This window comes from Pseudomonas sp. 18173 (assembly GCF_050432945.1).
Classification (GTDB): domain Bacteria; phylum Pseudomonadota; class Gammaproteobacteria; order Pseudomonadales; family Pseudomonadaceae; genus Aquipseudomonas.
Map to the genome: position 1 here is coordinate 176,934 of NZ_JBKFTN010000009.1, position 12,847 is coordinate 189,780.

Annotated in this window: 12 protein-coding genes; 2 read left to right on the plus strand and 10 right to left on the minus strand. The window is 61.9% G+C overall.

The window, feature by feature from the left end:
• Positions 1–4 precede the first annotated feature (4 nt).
• Positions 5–1,600, minus strand: a complete 1,596-nt coding sequence (locus ACLD1X_RS12970) for an FAD-binding oxidoreductase (protein ID WP_429368131.1) — start codon at positions 1,598–1,600, stop codon at positions 5–7.
• A 209-nt stretch (positions 1,601–1,809) separates the two neighbouring features.
• On the opposite strand from ACLD1X_RS12970, the gene ACLD1X_RS12975 reads away from it, so the two are divergent.
• The gene (locus ACLD1X_RS12975) at positions 1,810–2,838 is read left to right on the plus strand and encodes an AraC family transcriptional regulator ligand-binding domain-containing protein (protein WP_429368133.1); all 1,029 of its coding nucleotides are present in this window, start codon (positions 1,810–1,812) and stop codon (positions 2,836–2,838) included.
• Between the two features lie 4 nt (positions 2,839–2,842).
• On the opposite strand, the gene ACLD1X_RS12980 is transcribed toward ACLD1X_RS12975, so the two are convergent.
• From ACLD1X_RS12980 to ACLD1X_RS13015, 8 genes are all read right to left on the minus strand, one after another.
• Positions 2,843–3,211: a glyoxalase superfamily protein gene (locus ACLD1X_RS12980; RefSeq protein WP_429368135.1), complete on the minus strand. Its 369-nt coding sequence runs from the start codon at positions 3,209–3,211 to the stop codon at positions 2,843–2,845.
• Positions 3,212–3,447: 236 nt separating this feature from the next.
• Positions 3,448–4,905: an N-acyl-D-amino-acid deacylase family protein gene (locus ACLD1X_RS12985; protein WP_429368137.1), complete on the minus strand. Its 1,458-nt coding sequence runs from the start codon at positions 4,903–4,905 to the stop codon at positions 3,448–3,450.
• A gap of 1 nt (position 4,906) precedes the next feature.
• Positions 4,907–5,767 carry a MurR/RpiR family transcriptional regulator gene (locus ACLD1X_RS12990; RefSeq protein WP_429368139.1) on the minus strand — a complete coding sequence of 287 codons (861 nt, stop codon included), beginning with the start codon at positions 5,765–5,767 and terminating at the stop codon, positions 4,907–4,909.
• 14 nt (positions 5,768–5,781) lie between these two features.
• The gene (locus ACLD1X_RS12995; RefSeq protein ID WP_413421701.1) at positions 5,782–7,131 is read right to left on the minus strand and encodes a GntP family permease; all 1,350 of its coding nucleotides are present in this window, start codon (positions 7,129–7,131) and stop codon (positions 5,782–5,784) included.
• Positions 7,132–7,352: 221 nt separating this feature from the next.
• Positions 7,353–8,798 (minus strand): SulP family inorganic anion transporter, encoded by a 1,446-nt coding sequence (locus ACLD1X_RS13000; RefSeq protein ID WP_429368141.1) that lies wholly within the window; start codon positions 8,796–8,798, stop codon positions 7,353–7,355.
• A 207-nt stretch (positions 8,799–9,005) separates the two neighbouring features.
• A complete protein-coding gene (locus ACLD1X_RS13005; protein ID WP_429368143.1) occupies positions 9,006–9,899 on the minus strand; it encodes an NAD-dependent epimerase/dehydratase family protein in 894 nt (297 codons plus the stop codon).
• A gap of 103 nt (positions 9,900–10,002) precedes the next feature.
• Positions 10,003–10,914: a LysR family transcriptional regulator gene (locus ACLD1X_RS13010; RefSeq protein ID WP_429368145.1), complete on the minus strand. Its 912-nt coding sequence runs from the start codon at positions 10,912–10,914 to the stop codon at positions 10,003–10,005.
• A 66-nt stretch (positions 10,915–10,980) separates the two neighbouring features.
• Complete coding sequence (locus ACLD1X_RS13015; protein ID WP_429368147.1) at positions 10,981–11,571, minus strand: NAD(P)H-dependent oxidoreductase; 591 nt, start codon at positions 11,569–11,571, stop codon at positions 10,981–10,983.
• 163 nt (positions 11,572–11,734) lie between these two features.
• On the opposite strand from ACLD1X_RS13015, the gene ACLD1X_RS13020 reads away from it, so the two are divergent.
• Positions 11,735–12,049: a putative quinol monooxygenase gene (locus ACLD1X_RS13020; protein ID WP_429368149.1), complete on the plus strand. Its 315-nt coding sequence runs from the start codon at positions 11,735–11,737 to the stop codon at positions 12,047–12,049.
• Here ACLD1X_RS13020 and ACLD1X_RS13025 read toward each other — a convergent pair.
• A complete protein-coding gene (locus ACLD1X_RS13025) occupies positions 12,039–12,803 on the minus strand; it encodes a sulfite exporter TauE/SafE family protein (protein ID WP_429368151.1) in 765 nt (254 codons plus the stop codon). The genes ACLD1X_RS13020 and ACLD1X_RS13025 overlap by 11 nt on opposite strands.
• Between the last annotated feature and the right edge of the window lie 44 nt (positions 12,804–12,847).

Sequence of the window (12,847 nt, forward strand, 5' to 3'; positions counted from 1 at the left end):
GCCGTCACTCCTGCAACAGCGTGCCAGGGTTCAGGCGCCCGGCCGGATCAAAATGCCGGCTCAGTGCCTGCAGGGTGTCCATCGCCAGCGCGCCCTTTTCCCGGCGCAGGTACGGCGCGTGGTCCTTGCCCACGCCATGCTGGTGACTGACGGTGCCGTGGTTGTCGACGATGGTCTGGCTGGCCGCCTGCTTGAGTGCCTGCCAGCGCGCCAGGGTGGCGGGGTAGTCCGCCGCCGGGCGAAACACATAGGTGGTGTAGATGCTCGATCCTTCGCCGTAGACATGGGAAAGGTGAGTGAAGACATGCACCCGTTCGCCCTCGGCAGCCAAGGCGTCGCGCAGGCTGTTTTCGACAAGCGTGAGCAGGTTATCGACGTTGCTCCAGTCAGTGGCCGTTTCCAGGGTGTCCACCACGTAACCGGCGTTCCACAGGTTTTCGCGCAGGTAGGGAAAACGAAAACGGTTCTGCGCCCACTTCTTGCCGAGCAAGGTGCCGGTAAATACCCCGCCGAACGCCTTGAGGTGCTGCCGGGCCTGACGCAGGGACAGCGCATTTTGCCGACGATTGCCGGTCACGCCGAACGTCAGCAGGCATTTGCCCGCACCGGCGCCGCGCAGGGCCAGGTACTTTTCCAGCCAGGCGATCTGCTGCGGGTGACCGGCCAGCGCCAGCTGGGTTTCGGTCTCGACCGCGTTGGACAGGCGCAGCATCGACAGCGGCACGCGCGCCTGGGCCAACTGGCGGATGGCTTGCAGCGCCTTGGGCCAATCGGGCAGAAACACACCGTAGAAACGTTCATCGGCAGGCAATGCGCTGACCCGCACCTTGACCTCGGAAATGATCCCGAAACGGCCCTCGCAGCCCAACACCACCTCGCGCAGATCAGGGCCGGCCGCCGAGGCCGGGAAGGAGGGAATTTCCAATGGGCCGGCGAAGGTTTCCAGGGTCCCGCCGGCGAACAATTGCTCGATTCGCCCATAACGCAATGACTGCTGGCCACTGGAGCGGCTGGCGACCCAGCCGCCCAGGGTCGACAGTTCCCACGACTGCGGGAAATGTCCCAGGGTGTAGCCACGGGCGCGCAACTGGCTTTCAACCTGCGGCCCGCTGGTGCCGGGACCGAAGGTGGCCAGCAGGCTCTCTTCGTCGAGGTCCAGCAGGCGGTTCATCCGGGCCAGGGAAACCGTGACCACCGGCCGCGCGGAACTCGGCGGGTTGATGTGACCGGCCACCGAAGTGCCGCCACCATAAGGAATCAGGCACAGGTCCTGCTCATGAGCGAGCGCCAGCAACTGGCGAATCTGCTCGGCGCTCTCGGGAAACGCCACGGCGTCGGGATAATTGCCCAGCGCGCCTTCACGCAACGCCAGCCAGTCCGGCAGGCTTTGCCCCCGGGCATGCAGCAAACGATCATGGGCATCCACGCTGTACAAGGGGTGTTGCTGCAACCGCGAGGCCGGCACGCGGGCCAATGCCGTCTCAAGCGTCGCATCGGGCAACGCTCGACCGTCACCCAGCCGTTGGGCGAGAAAACTCGCGCCCTGGGCCGGCAGCTCGACCACCGTGGTTGCATCTCCCCAGCCGTTCCAGCGTCGCATGCGTGTGTCCTTTTGCGGTTCTGATCAGTGATATTTCAGGCCCCCATACTAGTGCGCCGCCCGAAAGTGTCACGGTCGCATCCGGCCAGTTCGAGTAGCCAATTGAGTCAAACGTCGCGCAGGCACCAGCCATTTACTTTAGCCGTGGTTTCAAATTACCTTTCAGGGCATTCATCCGCGCACGCGGGCCCTGATCAAAGGAAACGATCATGCAATCGCTGGGCTTCACTTCAGTTCCGCCGCTGCTCAAATACCTGCGTCATGCCGAACAACTGGGCATGGCCATCGAGCCTGCGTTGGCGGCTGCCGGGTTGCAGGCACAGCAGTTGAGCGACAACAGCCTGCGGTTGCCGGGTGAAGCCCACGAACGGCTGCTCGATTATTTCTGCGAACACTCGGGCGATGCGCTGTTCGGTCTCAACGCCGCGCGTTTCGTGTTGCCCAACTCCTGGAGCGTGCTGGGCTACATCACCATGAATTGCGCGACACTGGGCGACGCCATGAGCCGCATCATGCCGTTCGAGAAGCTGGTGGGAGACATGGGCGTCAGCCGTGCCGAGGTGCAGGACAATGGCGTGCACCTGATCTGGACATGCCGCCACCAACGCCCGCGAATTCGCCGGCACCTGGTGGAAAACGTGCTCGGCTCCTGGCTGCAGTACGCGCGCTGGATCGCCGACACGCAAATGTCGCCGGCCGCCGTCTGGCTGGAACATGCATGCCCCGCCGACACGACGCTGGCGCAGTACGAGGAGTTTTTCGATTGCCCGGTACTGTTTGACCAGCCCTACTCGGCGCTGATTGTCCCGTTGCCGTATTTGCAGTTGCCATTGCGCCAGGCCGATGCGCAATTGCTGCGTACGCTGGAAGAACATGCCCTGGGATTGATGGCCACGCTGGAGGACGCGTCGCTGGAACAGCGGGTCAAAAGCATCCTGCGCCAGTTGCTCAAGGAAGGCCTGCCACGCAAGGAGCAGGTGGCCGAACATCTCGCCGTGTCAGTGCGTACGCTGCAACGCCAGTTGCATCAGGCCGGTACGTCGTACCAGCAGATCCTCGATGACCTGCGCCAGGAGCTGGCCGAGCATTACCTGCTCAACAGCACCCTGCCGATTCAGGACATTGCCCAGTACCTGGGTTTCACCGAACCCCGCTCGTTTCACCGCACGTTCAAAAGCCGGCGCGGGATGCCGCCCGGCGAGTTTCGCCAAACCCACCGGGTGCCGAACGAAAGCTGAAGGCTCAGAGGCTGATCGCGTTGGTGAACACCAACCGATTGCCGAACGGGTCGGCGATGGTCATGTCCTGGCTGCCCCACGGCATGGCCTGAATCTGTGGATGGGAAAACCTGTATTGCTTGGCCATCAGCTGCTGTTGAAAGGTCTCAAGCTCATCCGTCTCGATCCGCAGCGCCGAACCCGGCGTGCTGTCGCCATGGTGTTCGGACAGGTGCAGCACACATTCGCCACGGGAGATTTGCAGGTACAGCGGGAAATTCGCTTCAAGTCGATGTTGCCAGTCGATCTTGAAACCGAGGAAGTCGACGTAGAACTCCACTGCCTTGGCTTCGTCGAAAATACGCAGGACCGGAGTGGTTTTGCCGAAGCTCATCGAATTGCTCCCAGACGGTGAAAGACCTGTAGGAGCGAGCTTGCTCGCGATGGAGTCAAAGGCACCGCGTTTAGCCAGACAAAACGCGTTATCGTTAACGACCATCGCGAGCAAGCTCGCTCCTACAGAATACGTAACCGAACAATCATGGTTGTCGGGCTTGATATCAGTCCTTCGGCCCGGAGCTGCCATTCTTTAATCTCAAAATGCCACTACTGTGACGCAGTCCTCGAAACTCACTCGAACCCCATCCGCAAATCCCCTTCCCGAGCCAGGAACCGCCCTTCCCTGCGCCCGTTGGCCTGGCCATCACGGTAACTCAACACTCCGTTGACCCATACGCCCTCGATGCCTTGTGCCGCCCGCTGCGGATCGTTGAAATCGGCGACGTCGCGGATGGTTGCCGGGTCGAACAACACCAGGTCTGCCCAATGACCTTCGCGGATTTCACCGCGTTCCTTCAAGCCGAAGCGTGCCGCCGACAGACCGGTCATCTTGTGCACGGCGGTGTGCAGCGGGAACAGTCCTACGTCACGACTGAAATGTCCGAGCACCCGGGGGAATGCGCCCCACAAGCGTGGGTGTGGGAATGGGTCTTCCGGCAAGCCGTCAGAGCCGACCATCGACAGCGGATGCGCGAGGATCCGGCGCACGTCGGCCTCATCCATTCCGTAGTACACCGCACCGGCCGGTTGCAGTTGGCGGGCCGCGTCGAGCAGCGACAGGTTCCATTCGGCGGCGATGTCAATCAGGTCGCGGCCGCCCATTTCCGGGTGCGGAGTCGACCAGGTGATGGTGATGCGGTGGGCATCGGTCACCTGCTTGAGGTCCAGGGTCGAGGAGCTCGCGGCATAGGGATAGCAATCGCAGCCGACCGGGTGGGTCTTCGCCGCCTGTTCGAGGGACGCCAGCAACTGCGGACTACGCCCCCAGTTACCGGCGCCGGCACATTTGAGGTGGGAAATGATCACCGGGCTTTGAGCATGGCGACCAATCCGGAATGCCTCGTCCATGGCTTCCAGTACCGGTTCGAACTCGCTGCGCAAATGGGTGGTGTAGACCGCGCCGAATGCCGTTAATTCTTCGGTCAGCTGCATCACTTCATCGGTCGATGCCGAGAAGGCGCTGGCATAGGCAAGGCCAGTGGACAAGCCCAGGGCGCCGGCTTCGAGGCTTTCGCGCAGTTGCTCGCGCATCGCGCTGATTTCATCGGCCGTGGCGGTGCGAAACAGGTCGTCCAGATGATTGCTGCGCAACGCCGTATGGCCGACCAGCGCGGCAACGTTCAACGTGGTGTTGGCCGCTTCGACCGCCGTGCGGTAGTCGCGGAAGGTCGGATAAACGAACGCCGCGGCCGTGCCGAGCAGGTTCATCGGGTCGGGCGGATCGCCGCGCAAACTCACTGGCGACGCACTGATCCCGCAGTTGCCGACGATCACCGTGGTCACGCCCTGGCTGAGCTTGGGCAACATCTGCGGCTGACGAATCACCACGGTGTCGTCATGGGTGTGCACGTCGATGAAACCCGGCGCCAGCACCTGCCCCGCTGCGTCGATTTCTTCATTCCCGTGGGCATCGCGCAAGTCGCCGATACGCTCGATGCGCCCATTGAGAATGGCCACGTCGGCGGGGTAACCGGGGCTGTTGCTGCCGTCGATGATCAGGGCGTTGCGAATCAGCGTGTCGTACTGCATGTCAGTCTCCCAGCGGCAAGTGATCGTCGCCGCCGCGGTATTCGTCCAGGGCGAGTTTGATCCGCCGCAGACGTTCTTGATTGTCTTCGGGATTGGCCAGGGCCAGCTCGGTGGCAAGCACATCGATGGCCAGCAGCATGCCGTAGCGTGCTGCCGTGGGTTTGTAAATGAACGAGGTTTCAGCGCTTTGCAGGGGCAATACGATGTCGGCCAGTTGCGCCAGCGGTGAACCCGCGAGCGTAATGGCCAGAATGCGGGCGCCATAGTTGCGCGCCAGCTCTACCGTTTCAATCAGCTCCGGGGTGATCCCCGTCAGCGAGCAGACAATCACCACCTGTTCAGCACTGAGGCTGGCGGCGGTGACGCGCATCATCACCGCATCGTGGCACACCGCAATCGGGTAGCCGAGGCGCACCAGGCGCACTTGCAGTTCGTCGCTGCACAGGGTCGAGCAACCGCCCATGCCGAAAGCGTGAATCATCCGCGCCTTGCCCAGCAGTTTCACCGCGTCGGCAAAACGCGACTCGTCGAACGCCGCCAGGTGCTGGCGCAAGGTCGATTCGATGTCACTCACGATCTGCCCGTAGAACGCCGACTGCTCAGGCGTGCCTGCCGGGTCGAGAAAACGGCTGCCGACGCCGCTGGCCTGGGCCAGTTGCAAACGCAAGTCGCGCAAATCCCGGCAACCAACGGTACGGGCGAAACGCGACAGCGTGGCGGTGCTGACCTCTGCCCGCAACGCCAGTTCATCGAGGCTGGCGGAGGCGGCAAATCCTACGTCGTCGAGCATCAGGCGGGCGATGCGTCCTTCACCGGCACTGAAGGAGTCCTGACGGGCGCGGATCTGGTAGAGGATGTCCATGCGGGTGGCTCCGGCTAAATCAGGTAAGAAAGGCCAACGGTCAGTCCGAAGGCAACGACCGAGATCAACGTCTCGAGCACGGTCCAGGTCTTGAAGGTCTGGGCAACGGTCATGTTGAAGTATTCCTTGATCAACCAGAAACCGCCGTCGTTAACGTGGGAAAAGATAACCGACCCGGCGCCCGTCGCCAGCACCAACAGCTCCGGATGGGGATAACCCAGACCAATGGCCACGGGCGCGACCACCCCTGAAGCGGTCGTCATGGCCACAGTGGCAGAACCGGTGGCGATGCGCATCAGCGCGGCAAACAGCCAGCCCATCAACAGCGGCGACAGATGAAATTCGTGGGCCAGGCCAACGATCTGGTCGGTGACGCCGGCGTCCACCAGGATCCGGTTCAAGCCACCACCGGCACCCACCAGCAGCGTAATGCTCGCGGTTGGCGCCAGGCATTCGTTGGTGAACTTGAGGATCGACTCACGATTGAAGCCCTGGGCCAGGCCGAGGGTCCAGAAGCTCAGCAATGTGGCGAGCAACAGCGCGATCACCGAGTTACCGATGAATAGCAGGAACTGGTTGAAGCCACTGCCCGGCGTGGAAATCAGGTTGGCCCAGCCGCCGATCAGCATCAGCACCACCGGCAACAGGATGGTCGCCATGGTGATGCCGAAACCCGGCAGGCTGTCGCGGGGCTCACGCTCCAGGAACTGGCGCTCCAGCGGGTTTTCCGCCGGCAATTGAATGCGCGGCACGATGAATTTGGCGTACAGGGGACCTGCAATGATCGCGGTCGGAATGCCGATCAGGATCGCGTACATCAAGGTCTGCCCCACCGACGCCTGATACACCTGCACCGCCAGCATCGCCGCCGGGTGCGGCGGCACCAGTGCATGCACCACCGAGAGCCCGGCGACCATCGGCAAGCCGACCATCAGGATCGATACGCCCACGCGCCGCGCCACGGTAAAGGCAATCGGCACCAGCAAGACGAAACCGACTTCGAAGAACAGCGGCAGCCCGACCAGAAACGCGATGCACACCATCGCCCAATGCGCGTTCTTCTCGCCAAAACGGTCGATCAGCGTGCGCGCCATCTGCTCGGCGCCACCGGACTCGGCCATCATCTTGCCGAGCATGGTCCCCAGCGCCACCACCAGCGCGATGTGCCCCAGGGTTTTGCCGACACCCGCCTCGTACGCCCCCACCACACCGGAGGGTGGCATCCCGGCGACCAGCGCCAGGCCAAGGGAGATCAGGGTGATGACAATGAACGGATTGAGCCGGTAGCGAGCGATCAGAACGATCAGCGCGATGATGGCAACGGCGGCATACACCAGCAGCCAATAGCCGAAGGACGGGGTCATGCGGTACTCCTCGAGAGGGTCACGTCGAAATATTTGTGAAACTCTTAAAACATTTCGGAAGGTGATTTTCAAACGAGGTGAAAGTAATTTTCGTACACGGGTAAGAAGTGTCGTACAGAGACATGGCGTGTCGCGAATTATGAAAGTCGGCCGTGCTAATTTTCATCGCCGAAAGACAGATCCTTCCCACGCTCAGTGTGGGAAAGATCGAATGGCAGGGTTCAGTCGTGCTGCATCCGGGCGCGCTTGAGCAATTTCTTGCAGCGCTCGGACAAGTGCAGCACCCGCAGATGCTTGCCAGCCTTGGCGTAGCGCTCGCGCAAGGTGCCCAGCGCAGCGATGGCCGAGTAATCGACAAAGCTCAGGTGGCGACAATCCAGGGTCACTTGCACCGGGTCATTGGCCGGATCGAACTGATTGAGAAAAGGCGTGGTCGAGGCAAAGAACAGCGTGCCATGCAGCCGATACAGCTTGCTGCCGTCGTTCTCCAGATGACTGTCGGCATACAGCTGACGGGCCTGCTGCCAGGCAAAGTTCAGCGCCGCAATGATGATGCCGCAGAGCACCGCAACGGCCAGGTCGGTGAACACGGTAATCACCGTCACCGCGATGATCACCAGCACATCGTTCAGCGGCACTTTGTTCAGTACCCGCAACGACGCCCAGGCGAAGGTCTGTTGCGACACCACGAACATCACCCCGACCAGCGCGGCCAATGGAATGCGCTCGATCAGCGGCGACAGGAACAGGATGAACAGCAGGATCGACACCCCGGCCACCGCCCCGGACAAACGCCCGCGACCGCCGGAACTGAGGTTGATCACGGTCTGGCCGATCATGGCGCACCCGCCCATGCCGCCGAACGCACCGGACACCAGATTCGCCGCCCCCAGCGCCACACACTCGCGATCCGGGTAACCACGGCTCTCGGTGATTTCGTCGGTGAGGTTCAAGGTCAACAGGGTTTCCAGCAACCCGACCAGCGCCATCAGGATCGCGTAGGGCGCGATGATCCGCAGGGTGTCCGGGTTCCACGCGATGTCCGGCAGCGCCAGCGTCGGCAAGCCACCGGCAATGTGCGCCATGTCGCCCAGGGTGCGGGTCGGCAGGCCAAGCAGGTACACCGCCAGGCCCACACCGAGAATCGCTACCAGCGCCGGTGGCACCGTACTGGTCAGGCGCGGCATCACATAGACAACGGCCATGGTCACCGCGACCAGCCCGAGCATCATGTACAACGGCGTGCCGCTCAGCCAGGCCTCACCGTTCTTGAAGTGCTCCAGTTGCGCCAGGGCAATGACGATCGCCAGGCCGTTGACGAAACCGAGCATCACCGGGTACGGCACCATGCGCACCAGCTTGCCGAGCTTGAGCAGCCCGAACGCGATCATGATCAGTCCGCTCAGCAACACCGTGGCCAGCAAATACTGCACGCCGTGTTGCACCACCAGCGCGACGATCACCACGGCCATCGAGCCCGCCGCACCGGACACCATGCCTGGGCGCCCGCCAAACAGCGCGGTCAGGGTGCAGATGATGAATGCGCCATAGAGACCCATCAGCGGATTGAGATGCGCCACCAACGCGAAAGCGATGCACTCGGGCAGCAGGGCGAAGGAAGTGGTAAGTCCGGCCAGGACATCGGCGCGTAGACGTTTTGCTTTCATGGGGGGAACGCACACTGGGGAGACGAGACAAGAGTGTGCGGATGTTACGGAATCAGGGGCGGCCCGGCCAGTTGCAGGGGCTCGAAAACGCCATCGCGGGCAAGCCCGCTCCCACAGGCTCTATGGCGTTCACAGATTCCGTGTACGACGCGGACACTGTGGGAGCGGGCTCGCCCGCGAAGAACGATGACGCGGTCTACAGCGAACTCACACCATCTCGCCACGAATCCACTCAACCACCGACGTCCGCTTCGGCACCCAGCCCAGCAACTCCCGGGCCTTGCTGCCGCGCACACGACTGTTGGAACCCAAACCATAGTTGGCCATTTCATAGCCCCACTCGGCTTCGGCGTCCTTGAGCGGCCAGTCTTGCGGTTCGCCAAGGTTCAGCGCCTGGGCCATGGCGGTGGTCATGTCGATGAACGACGCTTCACCGCTTTCGACGAAGTAGAAGGTGCCGGGGACATTGTTAGTCAGCGCCAACAGGTACAACGCCACCACGTCCTCGATGTGCACGTTGGACCAGATGTTCTGGCCGGTGCCGACATGGCGTACCACGCCGCTTTTACGCGCCTGTTTGAGCAGGCGCGGCAGTTGCACGCTGTCGCGATATACGCCCAGGCTGTGGCCGTAGATCAGCGTGTTGCAGATCACCGCCGAGTTCACCCCGTCCATGGCCGCCGCCAGGATCAGGTTGTCGATGGCCACTCGCGCCGCCTTGTCGACAGTCGGCTCCGGCAGGTTGTCTTCGACGTAGATGACATCGCTGGATTTACCGCCCGAGGCATCACCGACAATGCTCGAACCGCTGGTATGCAGGAACAATTTGCCGGAACCGCGCAAGGCATCGAGCAATGCTTGCACCGCACCACGATGATCGCTGCTGGCGGCGTTGATCACCGCGTCGGCAGCCAGCGCCTGATCGGCCAACAGGTCGGAGTCGTCGAGGGTGCCGATCACCGGTGTGATGCCCAGGGCACGCAGTTCATCGGCTTGTTCGGCGCTGCGCACCAGACCCGTGACGTTGTGACCGGCCTTGATCAGGCCCGTGGCAATGGAGCCGCCGATAAAACCGGCTGCACCGGTAACGAATACGTTCATGGAGAAACTCCCTGCGTTGATAAGTGATGCAAGGAGTATCCAGCAGCGATCCCTGGCGAAAAATCCCTGCCGGCCCAATTCACTCTTGCGCAGGAATCACGAATCAACCCTTGAAGTCTGCGCTCGCATAATCCGCCAACTTGCCCTGGATAAAGTCCAGGAAGCATTGAATCCGCAGGGCCAGTTGCGAGTTGCGGTAGTACACCGCGTTGATCGGCTGGCGATAGCCGCTGTTGAATTCGGCCAACAACACTTTCAAGCGTCCGGCACGAATGTCTTCGATGGTCATGAAATGCGACAGGCTGGCGATGCCCTGGCCGTCCAGGGCGAGATGGCGGATGGTTTCGCCACTGGAGGCACTGATCGACGCCTGGATCGGCCAGCGATCGCCATGCACATAACGCAGCGGCCATTGGTTGAGGCCTTCGTTCTGGGTGAACCCCAGCAGCGTATGGTTGGCCAGGTCCGCCACGGCTGTCGGTGTGCCGTGCTTTTCCAGGTAGGCGGGGCTGGCGACGATGTGCAACGGACTGCAACCCAGGGAGCGGGCATGCAGGGTCGAGTCGGTCAGGGTGCCGATGCGGATGGCGATGTCGGTGCTCTGTTCCAGCAGGTCGATGATCAAGTCATTGCTGTTGAGTTCGAGCTGGATGTCGGGGTAGAGCCGGCGGAATTCATCGATGTAGGGCACGATGGCGTGCAGCATGAACGGTGATGCCGCGTTGATGCGCAAACGCCCGGAAGGCGTTTGCTGGCGTGAGGACAGGCGCTCTTCGAGTTCGTCCATCTGATCGAGAATCCGCTTGGCGTGCTCGAAGAAGTACTTGCCCTCTTCGGTCAGGTCCATGCGCCGCGTGGTGCGATTGATCAGCGTGGTGTCGAGCTTGCCCTCCAGCCGCGACAGCGTACGACTGACCGCCGAAGGCGTTTGCCCGACCTGCTCGGCCGCCGCAGAAATCGACCCGCATTCAATCACACAGACGAAAATCTGCAATTCATCGGATCTGGCTTTCACGTGTGTCCTCTTCTGCGAGTCGGCGCGGCGATCTTCCTGGCCGTTGCCTCGGATAGTAGCCGAGCGCTACGCCTTGAGGCCAAACACCTCAGTCAAATGCTGCGCATAGCGCGCCACGTCGCCTTCAATGTTCGGGCGTTTCATCACGTCCACGCACAGGAAGGTCGGCAAACCGGTCATGCCGAGGAACTCGTTGGCCTTGTGGAACGGGAAATACACCGCGTCCACGCCTTTGGCTTCGAAGAAATCGGTCGGGTCGTCGAAAGCTTGCTGCGGGGCGTTCCAGGTCAGCGACAACATGTACTGCTTGCCGTGAATCAGGCCGCCGCTGCCGTACTTCTGCGACGCATCCGAACGGGTGCGACCGTCGCTGGCATAGAGGCTGCCATGGCCTTCGGTGAAGACTTCGTCGATGTACTTCTTCACGGTCCACGGTGCGCCCATCCACCAGCCGGGCATCTGGTAGATGATCACGTCGGCCCAGAGAAACTTGGCCACTTCTTCGGCGACGTCGTAGCCCTCGTCGATGAAGGTGGTTTTGACATCCACGCCGCCGCGATCCAGCACGCTCAACGCGGCTTCATGCAGGGTGGCGTTGTAGCGACCATCGGAGTGGGCGAATTTTTTGCCGCCATTGAGCAACAGGACTTTTTTCATGGGAGGTCTCGGGAAGGGTCAGGAATTTGATGGCGGCAGAATACCGACCGGCCTCGCGTGGAATAAGCACCCATCCCGCAAAATTCATTTGACCCACAAGCACGAATCAGCAGGCAATTGTTGCCTTAGACTGGCGCCAGTTCTGACTTGAGGAGAGATGTACATGAGTGAAATCCAGGGCTTCATCCTGCACGCCAAGACCCGCCCGGAAAAATCCGACACCTTCGAAGCTTTTTTCAGCAGCTACGTGGAAGCAAGCCGCGCCGAACCCGGTTGCATCGAATACCACATGTTGCGCGACAAACAGGACCCGACCCTGTTCATCTTCTACGAGATCTGGCAATCCCAGGCCCATCTCGACGTGCACTCGAACCTGCCGCACATGAAGCAGTTCCTCGACCAGCGCGACGAATACCTGGAACGGGACTTCGAGATCCGCGCCATCGAGATGATCAGCCCGTCGTCCGCTAGCCGCTGATCAGCAAATGGCCGCCAAGCACCCCCAGGCCAATGAAGAACACGCGCTTGAACCACAGGGCGCTGATCCGCTGGCGCAGCGATTGCCCCAGCCACATGCCGAGCATGGCCGGGATCAGCGCCAGCAGTGACGCGCTCAACTCGCCTTCGCCGAGAGCGCCGCGCCATAGCAATCCACCGGCAAGCGCCAGGGTCGAGACGGTGAACGACAGGCCCAGCGCCTGCACCAGTTCGTCCTTGCTCAAACCCAGCGCTTGCAGATAAGGCACCGCCGGAATCACGAACACGCCGGTGGCCGAAGTGATGACTCCGGTCAGCACGCCGCACAATGGCCCGAGCCAGCGCTCGCGGTGCCGCCCCACACTCAAGGTCGGCAGGAACAAACCGCTCAGCGCATAGAGCAACAATGCCGCTCCCAGCCCCCGCACCACCCAATGGCCACCGCTCATGCCGATCCACAGCGTGCCCGCCCCGGTGCCGAAAAAAATCGCCAGCAGCATCGGCCACAGCCGTTTGACCAGCCCTGACAGATGCCCGCCGAATGCCAGTTGCCAGACGTTGGTGAGGGTCGCCGGAATAATCAACAGCGCCGCAGCCTGCGTCGGTGCCATAGCCAGACCGAGCAGGCCCATGGCAACGGTCGGCAGGCCGAGGCCGATCACGCCCTTGATCATGCCGGCCAGCACAAAGGTACCGATAACCAGCAACGAAAGGGCCAGCCCGAGATTCTGATAAAACGCCGAGAGAGTGTTCATGGGGCCATGGTGAGCCCGCGAGGGCAGGTTGAAAATCTGCCATA

Excerpts from the sequence above, each read along its gene's own strand:
- ACLD1X_RS12970 (WP_429368131.1), bottom strand. The coding sequence starts at position 1,600 with ATGCGACGCTGGAACGGCTGGGGAGATGCAACCACGGTGGTCGAGCTG.
- ACLD1X_RS12975 (WP_429368133.1), top strand. The coding sequence starts at position 1,810 with ATGCAATCGCTGGGCTTCACTTCAGTTCCGCCGCTGCTCAAATACCTG.
- ACLD1X_RS12980 (WP_429368135.1), bottom strand. The coding sequence starts at position 3,211 with ATGAGCTTCGGCAAAACCACTCCGGTCCTGCGTATTTTCGACGAAGCC.
- ACLD1X_RS12985 (WP_429368137.1), bottom strand. The coding sequence starts at position 4,905 with ATGCAGTACGACACGCTGATTCGCAACGCCCTGATCATCGACGGCAGC.
- ACLD1X_RS12990 (WP_429368139.1), bottom strand. The coding sequence starts at position 5,767 with ATGGACATCCTCTACCAGATCCGCGCCCGTCAGGACTCCTTCAGTGCC.
- ACLD1X_RS12995 (WP_413421701.1), bottom strand. The coding sequence starts at position 7,131 with ATGACCCCGTCCTTCGGCTATTGGCTGCTGGTGTATGCCGCCGTTGCC.
- ACLD1X_RS13000 (WP_429368141.1), bottom strand. The coding sequence starts at position 8,798 with ATGAAAGCAAAACGTCTACGCGCCGATGTCCTGGCCGGACTTACCACT.
- ACLD1X_RS13005 (WP_429368143.1), bottom strand. The coding sequence starts at position 9,899 with ATGAACGTATTCGTTACCGGTGCAGCCGGTTTTATCGGCGGCTCCATT.
- ACLD1X_RS13015 (WP_429368147.1), bottom strand. The coding sequence starts at position 11,571 with ATGAAAAAAGTCCTGTTGCTCAATGGCGGCAAAAAATTCGCCCACTCC.
- ACLD1X_RS13020 (WP_429368149.1), top strand. The coding sequence starts at position 11,735 with ATGAGTGAAATCCAGGGCTTCATCCTGCACGCCAAGACCCGCCCGGAA.
- ACLD1X_RS13025 (WP_429368151.1), bottom strand. The coding sequence starts at position 12,803 with ATGAACACTCTCTCGGCGTTTTATCAGAATCTCGGGCTGGCCCTTTCG.